This is a genomic window from Amycolatopsis lurida (assembly GCF_900105055.1).
GTDB lineage: Bacteria > Actinomycetota > Actinomycetes > Mycobacteriales > Pseudonocardiaceae > Amycolatopsis > Amycolatopsis lurida.
Map to the genome: position 1 here is coordinate 2,803,237 of NZ_FNTA01000004.1, position 23,719 is coordinate 2,826,955.

The 23,719-nt window shown below is 69.1% G+C and carries 21 protein-coding genes and 1 other RNA gene; 8 read left to right on the forward strand and 14 right to left on the reverse strand.

Annotated features, from left to right (window positions below; genetic code table 11):
• Window positions 1–2 precede the first annotated feature (2 nt).
• From BLW75_RS17945 to BLW75_RS17965, 5 genes are all read right to left on the reverse strand, one after another.
• Window positions 3–2,168: a hypothetical protein gene (locus tag BLW75_RS17945; RefSeq protein ID WP_034313102.1), complete on the reverse strand. Its 2,166-nt coding sequence runs from the start codon at window positions 2,166–2,168 to the stop codon at window positions 3–5.
• Entirely contained in the window at window positions 2,165–5,122 is a 2,958-nt protein-coding gene (locus tag BLW75_RS17950; protein ID WP_034313104.1) for an ATP-binding protein, read from the reverse strand. The genes BLW75_RS17945 and BLW75_RS17950 overlap by 4 nt, the downstream gene beginning before the upstream one ends.
• A gap of 3 nt (window positions 5,123–5,125) precedes the next feature.
• The gene (locus BLW75_RS17955; protein WP_091597802.1) at window positions 5,126–5,602 is read right to left on the reverse strand and encodes a hypothetical protein; all 477 of its coding nucleotides are present in this window, start codon (window positions 5,600–5,602) and stop codon (window positions 5,126–5,128) included.
• A gap of 9 nt (window positions 5,603–5,611) precedes the next feature.
• The gene (locus BLW75_RS17960; RefSeq protein WP_007035338.1) at window positions 5,612–5,878 is read right to left on the reverse strand and encodes a hypothetical protein; all 267 of its coding nucleotides are present in this window, start codon (window positions 5,876–5,878) and stop codon (window positions 5,612–5,614) included.
• A 443-nt stretch (window positions 5,879–6,321) separates the two neighbouring features.
• Window positions 6,322–7,185, reverse strand: a complete 864-nt coding sequence (locus BLW75_RS17965; protein ID WP_034313109.1) for an SCO6745 family protein — start codon at window positions 7,183–7,185, stop codon at window positions 6,322–6,324.
• Window positions 7,186–7,516: 331 nt separating this feature from the next.
• Here BLW75_RS17965 and BLW75_RS17970 point away from each other — a divergent pair, with 331 nt between their 5' ends.
• Genes BLW75_RS17970 through BLW75_RS17985 form a run of 4 tightly spaced genes read left to right on the forward strand, consistent with a single transcriptional unit; the run spans window position 7,517 to window position 10,218 of the window.
• Window positions 7,517–8,020, forward strand: a complete 504-nt coding sequence (locus BLW75_RS17970; RefSeq protein ID WP_034313373.1) for a YbaB/EbfC family nucleoid-associated protein — start codon at window positions 7,517–7,519, stop codon at window positions 8,018–8,020.
• 25 nt (window positions 8,021–8,045) lie between these two features.
• Window positions 8,046–8,387, forward strand: a complete 342-nt coding sequence (locus tag BLW75_RS17975; RefSeq protein ID WP_034313111.1) for a hypothetical protein — start codon at window positions 8,046–8,048, stop codon at window positions 8,385–8,387.
• Entirely contained in the window at window positions 8,384–9,526 is a 1,143-nt protein-coding gene (locus BLW75_RS17980) for a hypothetical protein (RefSeq protein ID WP_034313113.1), read from the forward strand. Before BLW75_RS17975 ends, BLW75_RS17980 begins: the two co-directional genes overlap by 4 nt.
• A 50-nt stretch (window positions 9,527–9,576) precedes the next feature.
• On the forward strand, window positions 9,577–10,218 hold the full coding sequence (locus tag BLW75_RS17985; protein ID WP_034313116.1) for a hypothetical protein: 642 nt from the start codon (window positions 9,577–9,579) through the stop codon (window positions 10,216–10,218).
• 76 nt (window positions 10,219–10,294) lie between these two features.
• Here BLW75_RS17985 and rnpB read toward each other — a convergent pair.
• From rnpB to BLW75_RS18010, 5 genes are all read right to left on the reverse strand, one after another.
• Window positions 10,295–10,693: RNase P RNA component class A (gene rnpB, locus BLW75_RS17990), an RNA gene on the reverse strand.
• A 14-nt stretch (window positions 10,694–10,707) separates the two neighbouring features.
• Complete coding sequence (locus BLW75_RS17995) at window positions 10,708–11,232, reverse strand: COG4315 family predicted lipoprotein (RefSeq protein ID WP_241783639.1); 525 nt, start codon at window positions 11,230–11,232, stop codon at window positions 10,708–10,710.
• Entirely contained in the window at window positions 11,153–12,436 is a 1,284-nt protein-coding gene (locus tag BLW75_RS18000) for an NAD(P)/FAD-dependent oxidoreductase (protein ID WP_034313121.1), read from the reverse strand. Before BLW75_RS18000 ends, BLW75_RS17995 begins: the two co-directional genes overlap by 80 nt.
• Entirely contained in the window at window positions 12,433–13,242 is an 810-nt protein-coding gene (locus tag BLW75_RS18005) for a ferredoxin (RefSeq protein ID WP_034313124.1), read from the reverse strand. The genes BLW75_RS18000 and BLW75_RS18005 overlap by 4 nt, the downstream gene beginning before the upstream one ends.
• On the reverse strand, window positions 13,239–13,889 hold the full coding sequence (locus tag BLW75_RS18010; RefSeq protein WP_034313126.1) for a DUF4142 domain-containing protein: 651 nt from the start codon (window positions 13,887–13,889) through the stop codon (window positions 13,239–13,241). Before BLW75_RS18010 ends, BLW75_RS18005 begins: the two co-directional genes overlap by 4 nt.
• 246 nt (window positions 13,890–14,135) lie before the next feature.
• Here BLW75_RS18010 and BLW75_RS18015 point away from each other — a divergent pair, with 246 nt between their 5' ends.
• Genes BLW75_RS18015 through sfnG form a run of 4 tightly spaced genes read left to right on the forward strand, consistent with a single transcriptional unit; the run spans window position 14,136 to window position 19,118 of the window.
• Window positions 14,136–14,690, forward strand: coding sequence for a sigma-70 family RNA polymerase sigma factor (locus tag BLW75_RS18015; protein ID WP_034313129.1), 555 nt, complete (start codon window positions 14,136–14,138; stop codon window positions 14,688–14,690).
• Between the two features lie 11 nt (window positions 14,691–14,701).
• Window positions 14,702–15,070 carry a zf-HC2 domain-containing protein gene (locus tag BLW75_RS18020; protein WP_241783643.1) on the forward strand — a complete coding sequence of 123 codons (369 nt, stop codon included), beginning with the start codon at window positions 14,702–14,704 and terminating at the stop codon, window positions 15,068–15,070.
• Window positions 15,071–15,101: 31 nt separating this feature from the next.
• Window positions 15,102–17,936 carry an AAA family ATPase gene (locus tag BLW75_RS18025; RefSeq protein WP_034313133.1) on the forward strand — a complete coding sequence of 945 codons (2,835 nt, stop codon included), beginning with the start codon at window positions 15,102–15,104 and terminating at the stop codon, window positions 17,934–17,936.
• A gap of 33 nt (window positions 17,937–17,969) precedes the next feature.
• The gene (gene sfnG, locus BLW75_RS18030) at window positions 17,970–19,118 is read left to right on the forward strand and encodes a dimethylsulfone monooxygenase SfnG (protein WP_034313136.1); all 1,149 of its coding nucleotides are present in this window, start codon (window positions 17,970–17,972) and stop codon (window positions 19,116–19,118) included.
• Window positions 19,119–19,183: 65 nt separating this feature from the next.
• Here sfnG and BLW75_RS18035 read toward each other — a convergent pair whose 3' ends face one another.
• From BLW75_RS18035 to BLW75_RS18050, 4 genes are all read right to left on the reverse strand, one after another.
• Entirely contained in the window at window positions 19,184–20,920 is a 1,737-nt protein-coding gene (locus BLW75_RS18035) for a hypothetical protein (protein WP_034313137.1), read from the reverse strand.
• A 111-nt stretch (window positions 20,921–21,031) separates the two neighbouring features.
• Entirely contained in the window at window positions 21,032–22,141 is a 1,110-nt protein-coding gene (locus tag BLW75_RS18040) for a bifunctional RNase H/acid phosphatase (protein ID WP_198935747.1), read from the reverse strand.
• Complete coding sequence (locus tag BLW75_RS18045; RefSeq protein ID WP_034313141.1) at window positions 22,138–22,875, reverse strand: zinc ribbon domain-containing protein; 738 nt, start codon at window positions 22,873–22,875, stop codon at window positions 22,138–22,140. Before BLW75_RS18045 ends, BLW75_RS18040 begins: the two co-directional genes overlap by 4 nt.
• A 16-nt stretch (window positions 22,876–22,891) precedes the next feature.
• Window positions 22,892–23,713 (reverse strand): Nif3-like dinuclear metal center hexameric protein, encoded by an 822-nt coding sequence (locus BLW75_RS18050; RefSeq protein ID WP_034313143.1) that lies wholly within the window; start codon window positions 23,711–23,713, stop codon window positions 22,892–22,894.
• Window positions 23,714–23,719: the final 6 nt, after the last annotated feature.

Here is a 23,719-nt window from a genome sequence, read left to right on the forward strand (position 1 = left end):
GGTCACCGGCCCACTGCGTGGTCTGTGTCGCGGACTTCCTCGCGGACCTCGAGCCCGCGCGACGGCCGGTACAGCACGAAGACCGGCTTCCCCGCGACGACTTCGGGGTCGACACGGCGCGGACGCGGCGTCGACGGTCCCGGTTGCACCGGCACGGCGCCCGTCTGGTCGGGGATGGCGTAACCGCCGCCCGCGGAGTTCATCCGCGACGGCACCACGACCGGCTCGGGTTCGTCGCTCCAGCGCCGGTCGGCGACCGGTGAGGTGTCGACCCGGCGGCTCGGTACCTGGATCGGGCTCCGCCCACCGGAGGTGAACATCGAGTCTCCGGGATTGCCCGCGGACGGGTTGTACTGGCCGAACACGGGAACGCCTCCGCCACCACCGGCGGGCAGCGCGGGCATCCCGCCGCCACCGCCGACCGCACCCGGCCACGGCGCTCCCGACCAGGCCGCCGCGGGGCGGATCGCGCCGGAACCGTTGTCGAGCCGCTGGGAGCTGGCGAAGATCGTCGCCTCGGGCCGGAACCGCCCGCCGCCGACCGTCGCGCCCACGGGACCGCGCAGTTCGCCGTCGACGACGTCGTCGGTGTCGCGGACGTTCTGCCAGAACGCGTCCTGCGGGGTCGGCTCGTTATTCTTCTTGCGGAAGCGGGAGAAGAGTCCCCCGCGCGGTGACGGCATCGCGCCGCCGACCATGCCGACGGACATCTCGACCATCTGCCACAGCCGCCGCACCGGACGGCCGACCATGAACAGCAGGACGGTGATGATCGCGGCCAGCGCCATCTTCGTCAGCAGGGACAGCGAGTTCCCCGCGGTGAAGATGGCCTCCAGCAGGAGGGTGTGCACGCCGGCCAGCACCGAGAGCACCATGAGGTTGAAGGCGACCGCGCCGACCACCTTCAGGATGCGCTGCATGATCTGGGGCTGGAGCAGCGCGATCAGGCCGATCAACGGAGCCGTCAGGACGAAGATCCTGATCAGCACCTGCGCGAGCAGCACCGTGGCCTTGGCCAGCAGCTGGAACAGCGAGTAGAAGATTCCCTGGCCCAGCGAAAGGAAGCCGGCGCCGACGCGGCTGCCGTCCTCACCGGTGAAGTACCCGGTCGCCGGGCCGAGCTTGGTGGAGATGTCCTTGAACGCCGCCTTCTTGGAGTCGACCAGCGCGGCGTCGGCGTCCCCGCCCTGCTGGATCTGACCCCAGGTGAAGGCCCGCGCGTCCAGGAGAGCGGGGCCGTACTGGATCGCCTGCGGCGAGTCCGGGCTGCCGAATTCGCCGCGGAGCCAGTTGTCGTAGACGACCCGGCAATGCAGTTCGGTCGGGACCCGGTCCCACGGCTGGCGGGCGGCCACGGCCTCCGGAGTCGCCTGGCACGGCTGTGCCGCGGGCGGCTGCGGCTGGGACGGCGGCGGGGTCTTGGCCTCGTCGATGAACCCGGCCTGGATGTTGGTCGTGGTCTGCACGATCGCGTTGTCGATCGGATCGAGGAATCTCAGCAGTGCCAAGGAGGACGCGGCCAGCCAGACCGCGGCGAGGCCGTACAGCGCCCGTTTGCTGACCGCCGCGAGATCGCCGCGCCAGATGTTGCGGAACAACATGATCGACATGATCAGCGCGGCCAGGCCGAACAACTGCGCGTAGATGTTGTTGTAGACCTTCTCGGCCCCGGCCTTGACGGCGTTGTACAGCGGGCTGAGCAGGCTGCCCTGCAACACGGTGTAGTGCAGCGAGTTGGTCGCACCGACGATGTTCTTGCCGATGTTGAACAGCTGGTTGCCCGCCCAGGTGTCGATGGTCGAGTTGGGCGAGGTGATGCCCGCGAGCGGGCCGCAGTCGGTTTCGAAGGTGTCCCAGACGTGTCCGGCGTACCCGTAGACGTTGTACGGGCTGCCGCCTTCACCGCGAGCGGTGGCTGGCGGGTCGAGCGCGCCGACCATGCCCGCGCCGGGACGTTCCGGGTTCGGGGCCTCACCACAGGCCGCGGCCGACGCCGCCGGAGCGGTCGCCACGGCCTGAAGGCCCAGGATCACCATGACGACGAACATCGTCGCCCGGCGGCTGGGTCTGGTCTTGCCCGGCCGCGGCCCCTCTTTGAGACGGCGGCGCAGCGCGTGCCAACCGGCGGCGAACGCGAGAACGAACGCCAGGGTGAACACCGTGTTCATGCGGCATCCCTGCCGGTGCCACCCTTGCCGGCGCGCGCGTGCTCGCCTTGACCCCCGCTACCGTTGTGTCCATTTTGGACGGCTCCCTGGACCTCGCCCGTCTCCGCGGCGAGCGGGTCCGGGGCGCCCAGCATCTGCTCGTCGGTGAGGCCGACCTCGAGTTCGGCCGCGAGTTCGAGGTCCTCTTCGAGCTCGAAGTCGTCCTCTTCCGGCGGCGACGCCACGAACGGCTTCTCCGCCGGGACGGCGAGCTCGTTGCCCGGCCTGGACGGTTTGGCGTCGGGTGAACCCGGCGTGGTGTCCATGACCCGGCGCAGGTGCTCCAGGTGCGGGCCGGAGAAGTCGACGCGGATCCGCTCCACACCGCCGGCGCCGTCACCGAAGATGAACTGCCGCGGCTCGACGTCGCGCTGGAGATCGCGTGACGAACCGGGGCGGCGGCCCAGCGCCGCGACGACCTGTTCGTAACCGACGCCGACCGGGACCTTCAGCAGGCGCAGCGCGTCGGCCTGGGCGTCGTCGTCGTCGAGGCGGCCGACGAACACCGAGTCCAGCAGCGCCACGAAACCCTGGATCTTCAGGAAGTCCGCGGGGATCTGCGAGGACAGCAGGACACGGACGTTCCACTTTCGCGAGTCACGCGCGAAGCGGTTCATCAGCACGCGGCCGGTCGGGACCTCGGAGAGGAAGAACGCCTCGTCGATCCAGACGCCCTTGCGCAGTTCCTTCGGCTTCTCGTACACCGACCGCTGCGTCAGCCACGCGGCGAGGTTCAGCATCTCGACGCCGAGGGATTCCGCGTCCGTCCAGTACTCGCGCGGGACACCGTCCTTGGGCAGGGTCAGCCCCGCCATGGTCAGCACGGTCATCCGGTCGTCGCGGGTCTCGGCGTACGGGTCCGCGTCGCTCTCCGGGATGAGCAGCGCCATCCGCTCGCGCATCTCGTCGAGGAAGTCCGCGACGACGACGGCGTGCTCGTGGTGCTCGCTGGAGTCCCGCCGCAGCGCGTCGATGACTTGGCCGGGGTCGGCGTCGAACCGGCCGCCGACCGCGCGGACCGCGCGCAGCAGCACGATCCGGGTCTGCGCCATCCGCGAGACCTCGTACGGCAGGACGCCGGTGAGGACGTCGAGGACGAGACGGCGGCGCGTCGCGCCCGCGAGGGCCTTCTCCCGCCGCCACGAGCGCTCGGGGTCGTCCTCGTCCATGAAGTGCTCGAGCTGCGGCTCGGCGACCACGCGGTACGGGTTGAGGATGCCGGGCTGCGCGTTGAGCAGGTTGATCGGCCGCGCGTACGGACGCAGCTCGGGCAGGTCGCACAGACGCGACAGCGGGCCCGAAGGGTCGAGGATCGTCCAGTGCGCGCCCGCGCGGAGCGTCTTGTAGACGATGCCGCCGCCGAGGAACGACTTACCGCCACCGAGACCGGCGACCATCGCGGTCAGCCCGGAACCGTCGCGGATCTCCTGCGCCATCCACGGGTCCCACGCCACCGGGCGCCGGGTCGCGGTCACCGTCTCGCCGAGCAGGATGCCGCGGCGGTCGCCCACCTCGGCCGTCGCGGTCGGCACGGACGACGCCGCCCACACGACCGAACCGCGGCGCATGTACGCCGCCGAAGCCAGCGGCTCGCCGGGGATGAACTCCCGGGCGAGCGCGTACTGGGCCTCGGGATGCTCGACGGCGATCTTCGGCTTGTAGAGGTCGAGAAGCTGCTGGGCGAGGCGCAACGCGTCCCGCTCCGTCGGCCCGGACACCGCGAGCCGCCACCACGACCGCACCCGGGTGGCCAGCGCGGTGAAGCCCGACGTCATCTCGTCGTCGATCTCCAGCACCCGGCCCGCCTGGCGCGCCAGCGACTGCGGCGGCTCCAGCTCGTGCTCGTCGGTGTAGTGCTTGACCTGCGAGCGGACCTTGTTCATCTGGCGTTGCAGCTCGCCGGCGACCTCTTCCGGCCGCCGGACGTAGATCCGCGCGGACACCTCGACCGCGGCGGGCAGCCGGTCCGCGTGCTGGATCCACGGGTCGTCGACCTCGGGGATCTGCAGGCCGTGCATCTGGCCGACGGTGAGGACGGCGAGATGCCGGGAGACCCCGGCGTTCGACCCCGTGCGACCGCGGACGGTGACCGTCGGCGCGTACGGCTCGGCGTGGAAATCCGCCGCGTCGGTGAAGCTGGCGAGGTCCTCGGGCTCCCAGGCCGCGCCGGGTACCGCGGGCATGTTGCGCGGCGCGGGCAGGCCCAGCGAGCACGAACGGTGCATCAGCCAGGACATCTCCTCGGCGTGCACCGGACGGCCTTCGAGGCCGGCCGAGCCGATCACCTGGTCGAGGTGCTCGACCTCGGAGTCGAGCGCGGCCAGCTCGGCGTCGACGGCCTCCGGGAAAACCTTGCGCAGCACCGGGGCGGCGCTCTCGACCGCGCGGTCGATCATCCGCCGGGTCTGCACCTGGACGCCGAGGTAGACCTCTTTTTCGGCCATCGAACGGCCCATCAGCTGCTGCTGCTCGCCGATGAGATAGTCGTCGAAGGACAGCGCGCCCTGGACGTCCTGAGGACGGCCGACGGCGTTGTGCACGTGGGCCTCGGCCCACATGCGGATCGGGTACGGCCGGTTGGTCACGCGCAGGTGCAGCCAGCGGCCCTGGAGCTCCGCGTACTGCCCGGCGATGGCCGCGATCAGGTCGCGGCGCTGCGAGTCCGACCGGAACGACCAGCGCTGCGGCGCGAGCCGATACCAGGCATAGACCTCATAACCGGTGCGTAACAGGTGCCCGTCGATGCTTCGCGCCGCGATGGACGGGGTATAGGAGGGTATGGCCGCCTCGCCGGGCAGCCGCCTTCCCTTGCCGGCCTTCTTGGGCTGCGCGGAGCGGACCTGCTGGGGCGGGTGCCAGGCCCCTTGCTGCAGATCTCGATCACGTTTTCCTCGGCTTCCGCCGCGACCGAACAACGACTACCTCCCGGCCCGAGCCGCAGGGCGGCTCCGACGCGCTCGTGGTGTTCCCTGAGCTCCGGCGCCGCCGCCGTAGCCGTGGTGCTGGTACTGCCGTCTCCTGCGGTGCTTCGGTAGCGGGCGGTTCGCCCGTACCCGGACGCGGGAGGCGCTGGCCGCGCCGCCTGTGCCCGTGGTCCGTTCTCTGGGTGTGTTGAGCTCTTTCGCCGCCATCGCGGCCACGGCGCCCAGCGGGCGCTCGTGGCTGATCTTGGCCGTGATCAATCGGGTGATCACAATTGTGGCGACGAAGGCCCAGGCGGTCGAGAAGAACCCGAAGCCCCAGCCCGCCCACCGTTCGACGGTGAGCACGAGCAGGAAGACCGGGATACCGACGAGCCACGCGACGTAGCGGGCTCTCCAGGGAAAAGTCGCTTTCGGCGGGCCGAGCCACACGGCATCGACCCGGTAAACCTCGTCATCGGTCCGGATACGCAACGCGAGCCCTCAGCCTGTGAAGAGGCCGGCGATCCACTGGCCCACGTTGACTCCGGCGCCGCTCACCGCGAGGCCGATGATCGCCAGCGCGATCACGACACCGGCGAGCCGGCGCATGACACCGGCGTTGTCCCCTTTGCCACCGCCAAGCCACAGCAGGAGGAGCGCGACGGCCAGCAGCACCAGGGGGATGATGTTGTCGATCAGCCAGGTGCGGACGTTGCCGGTGCCGAGCTCGCCGGCGGCCAGCGTGTCGAGGGTGGTCATGGTCATCATCGCATTACTCCCGGTGCGCGGAGAGGGGGTTCGCGCGGTTTTGGCTCGGTGGTGCTTCGAACATCATGGCGTCACGAGGCGTAGTGGTCAAAGCGCGCTCTGTAGATGTCGTTTTGTCTACAGTTCACAGAGCGAGGCACAGCACCACGACCATCCTCGGTCTCCATCATCGTTGCAAGGGTCGTCAGGATTAACCCCGGCCACCCGTATTTCGCAGTGTGCGGAGGGCCTCACTCGCTTGCGAGGCATCTTGCTCACTGTGAGTACGGGTCGGCCGCGGAGATTTCGGCCTCGACCAGTGTGACATGACTCGTTCGGTGGCTTCTCCCGAGTCCGCTGGGTGAACACGCATTCGACAAAAATCATGAGTGCCGATCAAGTGAAAGTCACGCTTCCGTTACCCAAAGCGAAATCAGAGCGGCCATTTTCGCTACATAGCGTGATTATCGGCCCGTAGAGAACACATTGGCGGGAAAAGCGCCCGCTTCGACGGCCTGGCGGCTCAAAGGTCCGCACAGCTCGTGAAGCCGTTTCGTCTTTTCCTCGCCGAGGTGCTCCCAGGGCCCTGTCGACGCCGCGTTCGTGGCGACTTCGAGCCGTTCGCGAAGATCGTTCCCGGCCTCGGTCAGGCCGCCCCCGCCGTCGAGGATGCCCTTCTCGCGAAGCTTCGCCGCCGCGTCGTCCCACTGCTCGTCGCTCCAGCCGCGGGACGCCTTGGCCGCGTCGGGCAGGAACCCCTTGCCGGTGGCGGTGTGCGTGACGAGGGCGGCGAGCCCGTCGAGCCCGTTGGCGACGAGCGCGGCGATGTGGCCGTCGCCGCGATGCTCGCGCAGGAGGGTGATGGCGTGCCAAAGGACGAGATGCGGCTCGCTCGGCCAGTCGAGACCCGCGTGCCCGGCGTACAGGGGACGGCCGTCGACCTGGCAGCCGCCGGTCGCCTCGCGGGCGAGCTCCGCCGCTTCGGCGACCTCTTCGGAACCGAGCGTCTCCTTGCCGAGCAGCCGGGTCAGCGTCGCGTCGACGGCCTCGAACCGGGCCTCGATGATCTTTTCGGGCGTGGCCAGCGTCCACGCGCGCGGGATGTGGCGGGCGACGAGTTCGGGGTTGAAGTTGTAGAACGTCGCCGCGACCACGCCGGGCCCCACCGCGCCCATCGGCGCCGCGCGGCCCGCGAAGTACGTCATGCGCCCCGGCCGGAGACCCGCGCCGGTGAGCGCGGCTTCCGTCTCGGGCGCGAAGTAGGTAAGGGAATGCAGTACGTCGAACGTTCCGCGGAACCGTCCCGTGACCCGACTCGCTTCACCCATGTGGGCACCCTACCGACAAGTAGTGACGGGCGCAGCGTCCGAAGGGGCGGCGGCGGGAGCAAGGGACCTTTGCTCTCACTTGAGCCCCTGACCTGCGAAAAGAGAGCAAGGGACCTTTGCTGCCACTGGGGGTGCGGGAAATAAGGACGCTGAGTGTTCCTATATCCGCGTACCCACTACTCCGCGTGGTGACGGTGCGGATCTTGTTGCGTTGGGCGGGACCGCAGGGAGCAAGGGACCTTTGCTACCGCCGGGAGACGACGCGGAACCGAACGTGCTCGGCTGCGTCATACTCCAGACGACGGATCACCACAGCGCACGGGGAGCGACGATGTCCGCCCAGATGGAACAACTGATCGCCCAGTTCGAGAACTTCCAGGCCAAGGTGCGCCAGGCCGAGGCGCGCTTCGCCGAGGTCGGCGACATGCAGGAGCGGATCGCGCGGGTCGAGACCACCGTGACCTCTCCGTCCGGTGAGGTCACGGTGGTCGCCGGGGCGGGCGGAACCGTCACCGATCTCCGGCTCAGCGCGGGCGCCATGCGCCTCGAAGCGGGCCACCTGTCCTCGGTGATCATGAGCACCCTGCAGAAGGCCGTCGCCGGCGCCGCCCAGCAGCAGGCCGGGATCGTGGACGACACGTTCGGTGAGGCGTTCGGCCTCAAGACATCGGAACAGGTTCGCGAGGCACAGGCCGAGGCGTTCGGAACCACCGAGGAAGAACCCGCGTCACAGCAGCAGCAACAACCGCAGCAGCCATCCCGGCCGGCGCGCCGCCCCGCCCCGCGGGACGACGACGACTATTTCGACGACGGCTCCTTCCTCCGCCGCAGCTGACCGAACCGACCGAGGGACTCCCAAGATGTCAAAGGGAATCGAGACGAATATCGCGGCGATCGCCGCGTACGCCCAGCAGCTCCCCTATTACGAGCAGGAAGCGGAGAAGTTCGGCGCCAAGATCGACGCCGCCGACGTGACCGACGAGGCGTGGGGTGTCGTCGGGATCTGGGCCAAACAGGGCTACACCGACCGCCTCGGCGAACTCCGTTCCCTGATGAACGACATGAAGGACGGCGTCGACGGGTTCATCTCCAAGCTGAACAAGGCCGCCGAGATGTACCGGGGCATCGAGGAAGCCGGAAAAGTCGAGTTCGGCAAACACGAGGCGACCATCGACCAGACGCTCGGAAAGCAGGGGTCATGACCGAGGATAAGTCGAGCATCGCCGACGGGCTGAACGTCCAGGCGTACGACGAGAGCATGAGCGCGAACCTCGATCGCGCGATGGGGCACGTGCCCGTGGCGGGCACGATCTACAAGTCGGGCAAGTCGATCGCCGGGCACGCCCAGCAGGCGGCCCAGGCGGACGACCCGGCCGAACTGGCGTCCGCGGGTGCCGCGCTGGTCGGTGACGGGGCGGCGTTCGTCGGCGCGGCCGCCGCGGACATGGTCACCTTCGCCATGGACCCGATCGGCTGGCTGGTCAGCCACGGCTTGAACATGCTGCTCGAGCTGGTTCAGCCGCTGCAGGACGCGTTGCACCAGGTCACCGGTGACGGCCCGGCCATCGGGCACGCGTCGGAGAACTTCGTGACCCTCGCGAACGGTTTCGTCGCCCTCGCCGAGGACTTCGAAAAGACCGGTGACGCGGCGCTCGCCGAATGGGTGGACGACGCCGGCAAGGCGGCGAAGGAAGCGCTGGGCGACTTCTCCTCCGGTATCCGCGGCATCGGCTCGGCCGCCGGATCGGTGGCCGAAGTGCTGCAGATGTGGTCGATGGTCATGGTGGTCATCGAGGAGTTGATCAAGGGCATCATCACCGAGCTGATCTCCTGGCTGATCACCATCTGGCTGCCCGCGCTGGCGGCGTCGGTGATCAGCTTCGGCAGTTCGGTCGCCGCCGCGATGACCGCGTCCATCGCCAAGGCCGCCAGCGTGCTACAGAAGGTGACCAAGTATCTCGGCAAGTTCGGCAAGCTGCTCGACACCTTCATCGAGTACCTCGCGAAATACTCGACCAAGGTCGTGGAAGCGACGAGGAAGTTCCGGATCGGGACCTTCGCCGGTGAGTCGAAGTTCTCGCTGAACGTCCTGGAGAACACCGCCGGGGTCGCGCTGACCCCGAGCAACCGGGCGCTCACCACGATGTTCGGCACCGCGGTCGGCGCGCGCCCGCTGGTCTCCGGCGCGGCCGTCAAGGGCGGCATCGGAGCCGCGAAGGGCGCGTACACCGAGGGCAAGGAAGCCGTCACGCCGGAGGGGGAGAACGAGCCTTGGTTCAACAAGAGCGAGATCGGTGGGGACAAGAGTCCGGAGGAGACCCGGGGGAACCTCGACATCTGAGCGGCTCTCGGAAGCAGGCGGCGGAGAAGATCTTCGCGCACCAGGAACGCATGGAGGACAAGGCGGAGAAGGCCCAGGTCCGTCCCGGATTCCGTGAGCGGGTCGAGCAACTGATGGCGGGCCAGTGGCGCGAGCCGGTCCTGGTGCTGCGGCTGGGCGACACCGACCTGGGTTTCGACGTACCCGGCAGGCGTCAGGACGGCACGGTCAAGGGAAAGCGGCTCGTCCGGCGATTCTTCTGGAACGTGTTCCGTGGCATCGGCGGCGCGGCGGTCTACGTCTTCGCGCTGCTGAACGGCGCGGGCAGCGGCGGCGGCAAGGGGGGTCACCCGTTCCAGCGGGAGATCCGCGTGAAGGGCCCGGCGAACGCGCTGGCGCTCGACCTGGCCGACCGGCTTCGCAAGGCGAGCGGTCCGTGGCTGGTGTGCTCGCCGTCGGCGATCGCGGTGGTGGACACCGGTTCGACCTACCGGGACCCGGCCGACGCGCCACCGCCGGAGATCCTTTGGCAGGCCCGGAAACCGCAAGCGCCCGCGATCGACTTCCGCAAACGCGTCATCACCTGGCCGGACGGTTCGAGTTTCGCGTTCACCCTGCACGGCCGCGCCGAGGAGCGGCATCTGCGCGACCGTTTCGAGTTCCCGGACACCATCCACTGGACCGGACGGCCGGCCGGCGACGGGTCGAAGTAGCTCGCTCCGGTTTTTTGGGGCTGAAGGGCGCTTTCCCTGCATGCGATGCGGGGAAAGCGCCCTTCACCGCGTTTGACGGACGAGCCGGCGTGTAAGCCGGATCCTGTCCCCGCCCCGCCTCGCGGCGGCGCGGGTGGCGGCCATCCATCTAGGCCCGCCGTCGCCGACGGGCTCGAGCGGCCTACCCGCAGGCTCGGGCGGGCAGCCCTCGATCGCCTGCGCAGGAGCCTCGCGGCTCCCTCTTGACCTTGCTCCGGGTGGGGTTTACCTAGCCGTCCTGGTCACCCAGGACGCTGGTGGTCTCTTACACCACCGTTTCACCCTTACCTCCGCCCGCGAAGCGAGCGGAGGCGGTCTGTTTTCTGTGGCACTGTCCCGCGGGTCGCCCCGGGTTGCCGTTAACAACCACCCTGCCCTGTGGAGTCCGGACTTTCCTCGAACCGGTTTCCCGGCTCGCGGCCGCCCCGCCGACTCGTCCGTCGGAGAATCCTACTGCACGGGTCCGGGCAGGCAGTTCAGGTTGCGCCGCCCGTCGGGTCGCACGACGAACCACACGTGGCCGGTGCCCTGCCCGGTCCATTCGCCGGGCCGCGCGGTGGCGGCTTTGTAGAGCGGCCGGCCCGCCAAGGTCACCTGTTCGGTGCCTTCGGGACGCTTGATGGTGTCGATGAGCGCCGGGTCGATACCGGTCACCGGCGGCGTGCCCTTGGTCGTGACGGGCGTCCAGACGATGGCGCAGTCCCCCAGGCACGCCGAGCGGGCCTCGTGCGGATTGTCGCGTTCGTAGCGGAAAAGAACGGCGCCGGTCTCGTCGAGGACGGCCTGCCCCATCCGGACCAGGTGGACGGCGGTGAGCCGCGTCCCGGCCGGAGCACTGGGCCTCGGGCTGGGAAGCGCTTCGGTGACCGGAGCCCGTGCCGTCCGCGACACGGGTTCAGCCGCCTGCCACCACATCGCGGCGCCCACGACGAGCACCGCGACGACGACGAGCATGGTCAGCCGCGATCGGCGCATCGGGCGTCTCCGTTTCTCCCGGGTGGCGGACGGGGTTCTGCGCCGCGATCTCGTTGGTCCAGTGGCAGACGGCGGACGGGCTGTCGAGGCCGACGACACCGACGAGACGCCCCTTGCGGACGAAACCGGTGACGGGCCGTTCGCCACCGACGGGTGAAGCGAGCGCGACGGTGTCGGTGCCCAGCTTCGGGATGCCGCCTGCCTGGATCCGCATGCCGTGCTGTTCGGACCAGAACCGCGGCACCGGTGCGAACGGGCGCGAAGCCTGCGGGCCGTCGAGCAGGTTCTCCGCGGCCGCCCGGCCCATTTCGACGGCGTTGAGCCAGTGCTCGACCCGCCGCGGCGTCTCGTCGAAACGCAGGTTCGGCCACTGCGCGACGTCACCGGCGGCGACGATGTTGTTCATTCCCAGCACATGGCAGGTCGGCGAGCAGACGACGCCGTCGTCGAGCGGCAGCTTCGCCCCGCGCAGCCACGAGATCGACGGCACGGTCCCGACGGCCACGACGACACATGAGACGTCCAGGATCCAGCCGTCGGACGAGCGCAGCCGCAGGCCGTTCGCCGTGGTCTGCCAGCTGTCGATGGACGCGCCCAGCGCCAGCCGCACCCCGCGCGACCGGTGCAGCGCCGAGAGCTTCTGACCGATGTGCTTGCCGACGACCTCGCCGAGCAGATGCGCCGACCGGCCGATGATGGTGACCTCCCGGCCGATCTCGCGCAGGCTCGCGGCGACCTCGCAGCCGATGAACCCGCTCCCCAGCACCGCGATGGGCCCGTGGTCGGCGGCGAGGTTGTCGCGGAGTTCCGCGGCGTCCGTCAATGTCCTGACGACGACCACCCGCGGATGTCCGTGCGGCACACCGGAAAGGCGCCGCGGTTCGACGCCGCTGGCGATGACGAGCCCGTCGTAGGGCAGTTCCTCCGCCCCGGGCAGATGGACGATCTGGCGGCCGGGCTGCAGATGGGTCGCCGGGGTGTTGAACCGCCATTCGGCGTCGATCTCGTCGGGCCGGGCGAGCAGCATTTCCGCCGGATGGGTGGCGCCGGTCAGCAGTTGCTTGGACAGCGCGGGCCGGTGATACGGCAGTTCCGGCTCGTTGCCGACGATCACCAGTTCGCCGTCGAACCGCAGTTCCCGCAACCGTTCCGCGCACCGCAGCCCGGCCAGCCCGCCGCCGACCACGACGATCCGTTCGCTCATCGTGCAGCCCCCTGTACTCGGATCGCTCGCATCGGACACGCTCTGGCCGCGGCCTGGACCAGCGGTACCTGTTTGGCGCCGGGTTTCCGGAGGTAGCGCAGCTGGCCGTCTCCCTGCAGCTGGAAGACCTGCGGCGCCTCGGCCTGGCAGATGGCGTAGCGGTGGCATTTCTTGTCGTCGACGGAGATCCGGACCGGTTCGGCGCGCCCGGCCCCGCCTTCGAGCAACCCCAGCCGGACCAGCGCCCCCGGCGGGAGCACCCGGAGCACGGTGAGCACGACGGCGGGGGTGAGCACGGTGATCCCGCCGAGCCAGACCGTCGCGAGGTTCCCGTTCGCGGCCGCGCCGAGCCAGGAGTGGATCGCCAGCAGGCCGACCGCGAAGTAGCCGGCCTGGTGGAACCGCTGCCCGCGGTGATCGGTCACGCCACGGCGCACCGCGGCGGTGATCGAGACGGCGATGAACAGTTCCAGCCCGGCGACACCCGCCGCGTGCCGTGCGAACCCGCCGCCCGCGAACGGGATCAGCAGCGCGAGCACACCGAACGAGCCGTCGTCGAGGAACAGGTAGGACAGTCCGTGGACGGCACCGGTGGCGAGGCTGAACGTCGCGAACACGACGTGCCCCCCGCGCAACGCGTCGTGACCGGTGGCGCGCCTGATCCAGCCGGTCGCGCTCAGCACGCCCCACACCAGCGTCAGGCACATCGTCACGTAGGCGAACCGGGCGGACAGCGCGGCGATGTCCCGCACCCCGCTGTCGTGTGGTGACGGAGCCGGGATCACCGCCAGGAGTGAGGCCGTCATGCTCGCCTGCCCTGCGTGCCGAGAACCCGGACGAGCCCGAAGGTCGCTCCCCCGGCGATCCCCACCATGAGCATGCCGAGCGCGAGGTCGCCGCCGTCGAGTTCGTCGCCGCCCGCCGGAACGACCATCAGCGAGGTGGTCTCGGCGATACCGGTGCTTTCGAGCAGGCTCATATGCCGCATGACGGTGTCGACGGCGATCTGGGCGAACGAGCGCATCTCGTCGTCGCGGGTGGCGGCCCGGACGTGGGAAGCGAGACCGAAGAGGCTCCCGTACGCGGCGCGGGCGCGATTGACGTAGAGCCGGTCGAAGTCGGCACCGGCGGCGCCGGTGATCTCGTCGGCCCAGGAGCGCTGTTCTTCGGTGGGCTCGCCGGGCAGTTCGACACCGGTCTTCGAAGCGAAGGTGCGCGCCTGCGCGTCGAGGCGGTCGTGGTCGTCGGCGAGTTTGCGGCCGACCTCGCGAACCCGCCGCGCGCTCGCGCGATGTTCCGCCAAACGGCTCGCCGGGCCTTGCCACAAACCGGCTTGGCGTACTCGCACGAGGAGCTCCCGATCAGGGGAGTCGATTTCCGCGAAGGCGACGGCCGGCGTTCCGACCCAAATCACCAGGCAGCCGATCATCACTCCAAGAAGCCGATAGATCATTTCACCCGTCCCCGTCCTCGAAGTGCCTCACTGGGAGTACGGCGAACCGGAGCGGCCGGTTCGATCTCCGCCATCTCGGCCAGTGTGATGTGCATCACACAACATATTTAGAACCGTTTCTCGTCGGCATACGTACCGGATGTTCAATGGTAAATAGAGCACTACTGCACATGGCCCACGGCGATAGTCTGCGCTACGGTGTACGAACCTGTGAAATCCTCCACCGCTGGGGAGGTTGCGAACTTTATGGAAGCAGTGGGCAGAGAATGCGGGATCGGCGGCGACCCTCGGGCGAGCGAGCTTTCCGACGAGCTGATTTCGGTACTGTACAAGGATTTCCGGGAAACCCTGTTCAGTCAGGTGATGCACCTGACCGGCCATGATCAACAATGGACGGAGGACGTCGTCCAGGAAACACTGATTCGCGCCTGGCAGCATTCCGACACGTTGAACCGTGAGCCGGGAATGCTGCGCGGCTGGCTGCTCACGGTTGCCAAACGGATCGTGATCGACGGCTGGCGAAACCGGCGTGCGCGCCCACAGGAAGTGGAGCTGGACAGTTCCGAAAGCGCCGAAATAGCGGATCAGACCGAACAGTCACTGTCCGCACTCGTCATTTCCGAAGCGCTACGCTATCTGGACGGCAAATATCAGGCTGTCATCTACGAGACGTATCTGACCGGGCATACGGTCCGCGAGGCGGCGGTGATATTGGGAATCCCGGAGGGAACGGTCAAATCACGGCTGTACGCGGCTATGCGGACATTGCGACGGTCGTTAGGAGAGCTGGGTTCGCGATGAGGAAGCGAAAGGTGAAACACACCGATGTGGCGGCCTACGTACTCGGTGTGCTCGACCAGGCCGAGGCTCTCGCCTTCGAGACGCATTTGAAGGGCTGCGTGCGCTGTGGCCGCCAGGTCGCCGAATTCGCTTCGGTGGAAGACGCGCTGGCGAAGGCCGATCTGCGCTACTTGTCCCCCGTCGCTTCACCGCGGTGCGGGCGGCTGTCCCTGATCGCGGCCAACCTCGTGGTGGTCTTCCTGGCGTGCGTCGTCGCGGCCTTGATGTCGTCACAACGGTCGTCCCGCCGGCTACGGCGGATCTCGTCCGATGCGGGCATCTCGACCCCTGCTCCCCTCGATGACCAGCGATTACTCCCGATACCGCTCACGTTCGAGTAGTCTGCCGCAACCCGACACGAAGGTCTCTACGGTGCATACCGAAGTAAATCCCGAGAGCCCCTTCGGCGGACCTTCGGTACCGAAGCGCCCCGCCGCCGGGCTACTGGGCCGCGACAGCGAACTCGACACGATCACGGGGCTGTTCCGGGCCGCCCTGGCCGGCCGGGCCGTCAGCGCGGTGGTGGCCGGAGAGTTCGGCATGGGCAAGTCGGCGGTGCTCACCACGGCCGGTGAGCTCGCGGAAGCGGCCGGGTTCACCGTCGCGCTCGCCACCGCGTCCCGGCTGGAGACGCATCTGAGCGGTGGTGTCGGCCGCCAGCTGATCGAGGGGCTCACCCACGCGCCCGCCATCCCCGGATCACCGCGGCCGCGCACGCCGCATGTGACTGAGATCCTGCCGGACCATCCTCCCCGGACCGGACACGAACAGACCGAGGCACTCGACGCCTTCTTCCACGCCGTCCGGCACGCCGCCGAACAGGGGCCGGTCTTCCTCGGCATCGACAACATCCACCTCGCCGACCCGTGGTCGATGCGCTGTCTCGCCTACATCCGCCATCGGGTCGAGCACCTGCCGGTGCTGGTCGTGCTGACCTCGCTGATCGGCCATCTGCAGACCGGCGAGGTCGCGCTGCTGGAGATGTCCGGCTGCACCCCCGCGACGATCCTCTTGCGCGGGCTCGGCACCCGGCACGTCGCCGACTTCCTTCGTGTCCCTCCCGGGCGGTTCGCCGAGGAATGCCGCGAGGTCACCGGCGGCAACCCGTTCCTGCTCGGCGCATTGGCGCGCCGACTGGTCCCGGGGATGGAGCCGGACACCGTGGGTTCGGCGATGATCGGCGAGGTGCTGCGGGTCCGCATGCACGAGTACACCGCCGCGCCGAAGATGCTCGAAGCCGTCGCGATCCTCGGCGAGGACGCGAGCTTCGACCTGCTGGCCCAGCTCGCCGGGGTCGACGAAAGCACCGCGCTGGAAGCCATCGACACGATGGTGCGCGTGCATCTGCTGACCAACAGCCATCGGCCAGCGTTGACCTACCGCTTCGTCCGCAACTCGGTGCTCGCCGACATGCCGCTCACCACCAGGGCGGTCACCCAAGCCCGGGCGGCCCGGCTCCTGCACGACGCGGGCGCCGCGCCGGAGCGGGTCGGCGCGCATCTCCTGGAGGCGACCGCGATCAGGATCCCTTGGGCGGTCGACGTCCTGCGGCTGGCCGCGCGGCATTCCGTGGTCGAGGGCGACCCGGAGCTCTCCGTCCGGTTCCTGTCGCGCGCGCTGGAAGAACGGCTCAGCGAACGCAAGCGGATGGCGATCCTGCTCCAGCTCGCGCACGCGGAGTTCCACTGCGACCCCGATTCGGCACCGGCCAGGGTTCGCGAGGCCATCGACCACATCGACGACCGCGAAACCGCGGCCTTCGTCGCGACGGCCATGATCCTTTCCCTGTGCTGCGGCCCGGACGCGCGGCTGGCGATCAACTCCGCGGGCCAGTTCGCCGCGCGGCTCGACGCGGGCGGGCCCGACGCCGTCTGGCCGCTGCTGTGCATGACCTATCTCGCCGAGGCGGGCAGCAGGCTCGGGCCGCCGCCGGACTTCCGCGATTTCGAGCGGCAGTGGGCGCCGCTGAACGATCCCGCCGCCCAGCAGAGCCGGTCGGGGTTGCTCGCGCTCGACACGGTGCGAAGCGGGGAGTCCTCGGCGAACGCCGTCCGGCATTTCGGGGAGGCGTTGTCCGGCGAGCAGCCCGAACTGTTCGAACAGCCCTACTTCTTCACGCTGGCGACGGCCGCGCTCGCCGACGAACCCGCGCTCACCGACAAGCTCTGCCAAGTACTCGACACGAAACGCCTGCCTTGGGACTTCCATGTGCCGAAGGGCGCCCTGGCCACCCTCGCCCGCGGGATCGCCCTGCAAGCCGGCGGCGATCTGGTGCGGGCGAGCGTCCACTACGAATCGCTGGTGCGGCAGTTCGACGAACGCGGCGCCACCAGCCGGTGCCCGATCGCGGTGCTGTGCGCGGCGAGGCTGATCGAGGTCTCGGTCGACCTCGGCCGCCACGACGTCGCGACCGCGCTGCTGGGCAAAATCGATTTCGCGGCCACACAAGCGCTTTTCACGCACAACTACCTGCTCTACGCCCGCGGCAGGCTCCGCGCGGCCACCGGTGAACCCGAACTCGGCTACGAAGACCTGCGCGGCTGCGGCCGCCGTCTCGAACACCACGGCATGCGCTTCCCCGGTTTCGCCCCGTGGCGCGCGCACGCCGCCCGCACCGCGCTGGCGCTCGGGCGCACCGACGCGGCTGCCCGGCTCGCCGAAGAGGATCTCGACGCCGCCGGACGCTGGGGAGCGCCGAGGATCCTCGGCGGCGCGCTGACCACCGCCGGTCTCGTCCGCGAAACTGGCCTCGGCGAGGAGGCCGAACGCCTGCTCACCAAGGCCGTCGACGTCCTCGGCGGGTCGACCGCGAAACTGGCGCTGGCCGAGGCATTGACCGAACTCGGCGTGTTCCAGGCCCGGCACGGGCAGGCCGAGAAGGCGATCGGCACGCTGCGGATGGCCGCGCAGTCGAGCAAGCACTGCGGGGCGCGCCCGCTCGCGAGACGGGCCGCCGAGGCGCTGCGGGACGCGCGCACGAGCCTCACGACGGCGAAGGACAACGAACACGGCCTCACCAAACAGGAATACCGCGTCGCGCTGATGGCGTCACAGGGTCTCACCAACCGGGAGATCGCCGAAGCGCTGCACCTGACGCGCCGCACCGTCGAACTGCATTTGTCCGGGGCCTACCGGAAACTGGGGATCACCGGCCGCACCGAATTGAGTTCCGCGCTCGGCCGGTCCCAGCGCGTGGACGCCGATTGACGGTTTCCGGGGGCGGCGGGTTCACTCCGCGGCATGCCGGGAATCGAATCCGAACCACTCAAATTCGCCTATTGGGTCCCCAATGTGAGCGGCGGTCTGGTCACCAGCGACATCGAGCAGCGCACCGACTGGGGATACGAGTACAACCGGGATCTCGCCGTCCTCGCGGAGAACAGCGGGTTCGAGTACGCGCTGAGCCAGGTCCGCTACACGGCCAGCTACGGCGCCGCCTACCAGCACGAATCGACCGGATTCAGCCTCGCCTTGCTGCTCGCGACGCAGCGGTTGAAGGTGATCGCGGCGATCCATCCCGGACTGTGGCATCCCGGGGTGCTCGCGAAGTTCATCGCCAGCGCGGACGTGATCTCCGGCGGCCGCGCGGCGGTGAACGTGGTCAGCGGCTGGTTCAAGGACGAATTCACGAACCTCGGTGAACCGTGGCTGGAACACGACGAACGGTATCGTCGTTCGGAAGAGTTCATTCGCGTGTTGAAGGAACTCTGGACCAGTGATCACGCCGAATTCACCGGTGATTTCTACCGGATCCACGATTTCGACATCAAACCCAAACCGGTCGGGCGGCCGCATCCGGAGATCTTCCAGGGCGGTAACTCCACCGCGGCGCGGAAGCTCGCGGGCCGGGTCTCCGACTGGTACTTCAGCAACGGCAAGGACTTCGACGGGTTCAGCGAGCAGGTCGCGGAGGTCCGCGGCTACGCGGCCGAGAACGACCACGCCGTCCGCTTCGGGCTCAACGGTTTCGTGATCGCGCGGGAAACCGAGAGCGAGGCGAAGGCCGTGCTGCGGGAGATCGTCGAGAAGGCGAACACCGAGGCTGTCGAAGGCTTCCGCAACGCCGTCAAGCAGGCGGGAAGCTCCACTTCGGACAAGAAGGGGATGTGGGCCGACTCGGAGTTCAAGGATCTGGTGCAGTACAACGACGGCTTCCGCACCGGGCTGATCGGCACGCCGGAGCAGATCGCGGACCGGGCCATCGAGTACAAGAAGCGCGGGGCGAACTTGCTGCTGCTCGGTTTCCTTCACTACCTGGAGGACGTCGAGTACTTCGGGAAGCACGTGCTTCCGGTGATCCGGCAGAAGGAGGCGGACCTGGAACGCGGCGCCGCCACCCCCGAACCCCTGCCGGTGGCGGCGGGGAGCCTGCCTGAAAAGTTCGCCTAAACGCCGTGAAGGCCTCCTTCCCTACCCTCAAGGTAGTGAAGGAGGCCTTCACGGAAAGTCGGCGGTTAAGGCAGGTAGACGGTCTGGCCGGAGTGCATGGTCGGGCCGCAGTCCTTGAGCGGGCCACCGAAGCGCGCCTTCTCGACTTCCGGCATGGTCTTCGCGGCGTAGTCCTGGACGGCCTTCAGCTTCTCCGGGCTGGTGATGGCGTCCTTGCGCACGAAGTCCCCGTTCCGCGGTCCGCTGCCCGGGTACACGAAGATCGGCTCGTAATCGCGGTCGATCCGGGGGTCGACGGTGATGCCGTTGCCCGCGGCCCACGGACCCCACGAGTGGATGAAGGTCGGCTTGACCTTTTCGAACACATAATCGCGCAGCCCCGGCAGGTCGCCGTTCTTGAGGAAGTCCGCGACGTCCGCCTCTACCAGCCCGGCCATGTCGACCAGGTGCAGGCGGCTGGTCATCGACGAGCCGCCGAGGTCGGGCAGCAGCAGCGACGCCTGCTGGAGGCCGAGGATGTCGGCCATGGTGTTGAAGCCGCGGCCGAAGCGGTCGGCGATGAGGCACGCGGGCACGGTCGGGACCTCTTGGAACTTCTTCGACGCCGAGGCGAAGCCCATCCCGGACGGGATCGCGGCCGCGACCAGCACGAGCACCACGACGGTCCGGAGCACGGCACGCGACCGGCGCAGCAGTTCACCGGCGGCCAGCGTTCCAGCCAGCACGGAGAGGATCCAGATCGGGGTCGCGAACCGGTGCTGCCCCATCCAGTCCGGGACCATCACGCCGTACGCGATGATGCCCAGCGCCAGCGGCACCAGCAACGCGATCAGGGCGCGCCGCCATTCCGCCCGGACGAGTGCGTAACCGATGGTCAGCGCGAGCAGGATCGTCCCGGCGATACCGGCGTAGCCGACCAGCTCGAACGGCTGCTTCAGCGCCGAAAGCCCGGGCAGGCCCTGCCCCTTCGCGATGGACGGGTTCGCCAGAAGCCTGCCGAACTCCGCGATCCGCCAGGCGAGGTACGCCCCGAACGGGATCGCGAACGCGACCACCGACACCACGACCAGTTTGACGCTCTGCCCCAGGAGCGGCTTCCGCAGCTGGAACAGGACGACGAGCGGGTACGCGCCGCCGTAGATCAGGCCTTCGGGGCGGGTCAGCGCGGCGAACGCGACCAGCACCCCGGACCAGACGGCGACCTTCGCGGTCAGCACGGTGTCCTTGCGCACGGCCACGAACAGCAGGGCGGCGAGCCAGGCGACGGCCATCCCGAACAAGGAGTTCTCCAGGCCGGAGATCGTCCAGATGACGAACGACGGGATCGCGGCCAGGGTCAGCCCGACGACCAGCGTCGCCAGCCAGGCGAAGCGCGCGAAGATCTGCTTCGCCATGATGTGGCACGCGGCCAGCGTCCCGGCGGTGAACAAAAGCCCCAGCAGCTTCGGGAACAGGACGTAGTCGGGAACGCCGAACAGCATGCCGCTGTCGAAGACGCCGACGAGTTTGCCGAGTACCAGCGCCACCAGCCACGTCGAGTTCGACCAGCCCTCGACCGATGGCTGCCCCTGCTGCAGCACCGGCCCGAGCCCGTCGGCGAAGCTACGCGCGTAGGAGAAGGTGATGGCCGCGTCGTCGACGATCCAGTGGCCGTAGAGAGTGGCGTGCCAGGCGACGGCCGCGACCCCGGCGAGCACCGCCAGGTACGGCGCGACACGGGCGGCCAGGCCACGACGGGCCGGCGTCTCCGCCGGGTCGGGCACGTCTTGTTCGGAAGCTTCGCTCAGTGCGCTCGCCGTCATGTCCCCGTCTTTGCCTTTTCGCTCACGTGCCGTCGCCGAAACTGTAGCCAATACCCCATCGGCCACCCGCGACACGTCATATCCAGGCGTGATCCGCGCCACATCTCCCGGCTAGGACAGGTGCGAGATGTCGTTCACCAGCCGCACCGACGCGTTGCCGTCCGGATAGAACTCGACGATCGACAGCGAGGCCAGGTCCAGATGCAGACGGAACAACAGCGACGGCCCGGCGTCCAGGCCCATCCGCAGCAGCGCCTTGATCGGCGTGACATGGCTGACCAGCACGAGTGTGCGGCCGCCGTACTTCGCGATCAGTTCGTCGCGGGTCTTGCGGACCCGGCGGTGGACACCGTCGAAGCTTTCGCCGCCCGGCGCCGCTATCGAGGTGTCGGAAAGCCAGCTGGTCTGGAATTCGGGGTCGCGCTCCATCGCCTCGGTGAAGGTGAGGCCTTCCCAGTCGCCGAAATCGGTCTCGATCAGCCCAGGGTGGGTCTCGACCCGGCCGCCGAGCGCGTCCGCGATCGCCTGCGCGGTCTGCTGGGTGCGGATCAGCGGCGAGGCGATGATCGGCGCGGCCTCGCCGTCGACGATCAGGCCCTCCATCGCACCGAGGCGTTTCGCGGCGGCGGCCGCCTGCTGTTTGCCGTGCTCGGTGAGGGGCACGTCGCCGCGGCCGGAGTAGCGTTTCTCGACCGACATCGCCGTCTGGCCGTGCCGCACGAGGAGCAGCTTGGTCGGTGTCCCGGTCGCGCCGGTCCAGCCGACGGGGCTGACCCTGTCCTGCTTCACGGTCTTCTTCGGCGCTTCCGCCTGCTTGCCGGCGTCCATCGCTTCGTTCGCGAGCCCGTCCGCGTGGGAGTTCTCCGCGCGCGGGATCCACTCGTAGCGCACTCGCGAGAACCGCGCCGCCAGCTCCTTGGCCTCGGCGTTCAGCGGCTGCATCGACGGGTGCTTGACCTTCCAGCGCCCGGACATCTGCTCCACCACGAGCTTCGAGTCCATCCGGACGTCCACTGTGGACGCGCCGAGCTCGGCGGCCGCGGCGAGCCCGGCGATCAGGCCGGAGTACTCGGCGACGTTGTTGGTCGCGATGCCGACGTACGCCTTGCGCTCGGCGAGCACCTCGCCGGTGGCCGCGTCCTTGACGACCGCGCCGTAGCCGGCGGGGCCGGGGTTGCCCCGCGAACCGCCGTCGGCCTCGACGAGCACGTGCTCGGTCACAGGCCGGACTCCAGTGTGCGCACAAGGATGGCGCCACAGTTCTCGCACTGGATGACGTTGTCCTCGGGCGCGGCCTTGATCTCGGCGATCTCGCGGCGGTCGATGTCGAGCTGGCAGGCGCCGCAGCGGCGGGCCCTCAGCAGCGCCGCGCCGATGCCCTTCTGCGCCCGGACCCGCTCGTAGAGCTTCATCAGGTCTTCCGGGAACCGCGGCAGGAGCTTGGCGCGGTCTTCGTCGCGGCGCGCCTTCGTGGTGTCGAGGTCGGTGAAATGCTCGTCGCGCCGTCGGACGGCTTCGGCGACCTCGTTCTCGGCCTTCGCGACCTCGGCGCTGGTGCGCTGGGCGTCGAGCTCGAGCGCCTCGCGGCGCTCCATCAGTTCGAGCAGGTCGTCCTCGAGGGCGGACTGACGCCGGTTGAGGCTGTTCAGCTCGTGCTCGATGTCGGTCATCTGCTTCGCCGCGACGGAACCGGATTCGAGGAGCTTGCGGTCGCGGTCGCCGCGGGCGCGCACCGACTCGATCTCCTTCTCCTGGCGCGCGATCTCGCGGTCGAGGTCGGACGCCGCGGTCTGGACCGAGACCAGCGCGTCACGTCGTTCGCGCACCGTCTTCTCGCCCGCGTCGATCTCGGCGATCTCCGGCAGGGTGCGGCGGCGGTGGGCGGTACGCGAGAGTTCCGCGTCCACCTTCGCGAGTTCGAGCAGCTGGCGCTGGACGGCGGGGTCGGCCTTCACGGTGCTCCTTGAATTGTCAGTGCTCGGTTCGGGTGGCCCGTAGCGTCCACGGGTCGGTGCACCTCGTGGAGACGTGAACGTCGACGTTACCCGCAAACGCGGCGCGGACGACGGCCGAGGCTTGCTCGCACCACGGCCATTCGCTCGCCCAGTGTGTGACGCCGACCAGGGCGGGGACTTCGCTGATCTCGGCGAGATGCTCGCCGGCGGGATGATGCCGGAGATCGGCGGTGACGTACGCGTCGACACCGGCGGCGGTGGCCCGCTTGAGATAGCTGTCGCCGGAACCCCCGGAGACGGCGACGCGGCTGATCGGGCGGTCCGGGTCGCCGGCGCCGTAGACGCCCGGCTCGGTGCGCGGCAAGGCGTTCGCGACGCGTTCGACGAAGGCGGAAAACGGTTCGGGCTCGGGTAGCTCGCCGATGCGCCCGATACCGGTGACGCCGTCTTCGCGGGGGTCGAGCGGGCCGAGGACGGTCAGGCCGATGGCGTCGGCGAGCGCGTCGGAAACGCCGGGCGACGCGGAATCGGCGTTGGTGTGCGCGCAGTAGAGCGCCACGCCCGCACGGATCAGGCGGTGCACGAGGCGCCCCTTGGTGCTGTCGGCCGGGACGCCGTGGACGCCGCGCAGCAGCAGCGGATGATGCGCGACGATCAGCTGCGCGCCGCCGTCGATCGCCTCGTCGACGGTCTCCTCGACCGGGTCGACGCAGAACAGGACCTTGTCCACCTTCTCGGCCGGGTCGCCGCAGACGAGCCCGACGGCATCCCACGATTCGGCGAGTTCGGGCGGGTACGCCTGTTCCAAGGCGGCGATGACTTCGGCTAGCGCGGGCACCCGGGG

Bases quoted from the DNA above. Each gene is read 5' to 3' on its own strand.
- BLW75_RS17965 (WP_034313109.1), bottom strand. From the start codon at position 7,185: ATGGGTGAAGCGAGTCGGGTCACGGGACGGTTCCGCGGAACGTTCGAC.
- BLW75_RS18035 (WP_034313137.1), bottom strand. From the start codon at position 20,920: ATGACGGCGAGCGCACTGAGCGAAGCTTCCGAACAAGACGTGCCCGAC.
- BLW75_RS18015 (WP_034313129.1), top strand. From the start codon at position 14,136: ATGGAAGCAGTGGGCAGAGAATGCGGGATCGGCGGCGACCCTCGGGCG.
- BLW75_RS17970 (WP_034313373.1), top strand. From the start codon at position 7,517: ATGTCCGCCCAGATGGAACAACTGATCGCCCAGTTCGAGAACTTCCAG.
- BLW75_RS18010 (WP_034313126.1), bottom strand. From the start codon at position 13,889: ATGATCTATCGGCTTCTTGGAGTGATGATCGGCTGCCTGGTGATTTGG.
- sfnG (WP_034313136.1), top strand. From the start codon at position 17,970: ATGCCGGGAATCGAATCCGAACCACTCAAATTCGCCTATTGGGTCCCC.
- BLW75_RS18005 (WP_034313124.1), bottom strand. From the start codon at position 13,242: ATGACGGCCTCACTCCTGGCGGTGATCCCGGCTCCGTCACCACACGAC.
- BLW75_RS17985 (WP_034313116.1), top strand. From the start codon at position 9,577: ATGGAGGACAAGGCGGAGAAGGCCCAGGTCCGTCCCGGATTCCGTGAG.
- BLW75_RS17945 (WP_034313102.1), bottom strand. From the start codon at position 2,168: ATGAACACGGTGTTCACCCTGGCGTTCGTTCTCGCGTTCGCCGCCGGT.
- BLW75_RS18000 (WP_034313121.1), bottom strand. From the start codon at position 12,436: ATGAGCGAACGGATCGTCGTGGTCGGCGGCGGGCTGGCCGGGCTGCGG.
- BLW75_RS17995 (WP_241783639.1), bottom strand. From the start codon at position 11,232: ATGCGCCGATCGCGGCTGACCATGCTCGTCGTCGTCGCGGTGCTCGTC.
- BLW75_RS17980 (WP_034313113.1), top strand. From the start codon at position 8,384: ATGACCGAGGATAAGTCGAGCATCGCCGACGGGCTGAACGTCCAGGCG.
- BLW75_RS17975 (WP_034313111.1), top strand. From the start codon at position 8,046: ATGTCAAAGGGAATCGAGACGAATATCGCGGCGATCGCCGCGTACGCC.
- BLW75_RS17960 (WP_007035338.1), bottom strand. From the start codon at position 5,878: ATGATGACCATGACCACCCTCGACACGCTGGCCGCCGGCGAGCTCGGC.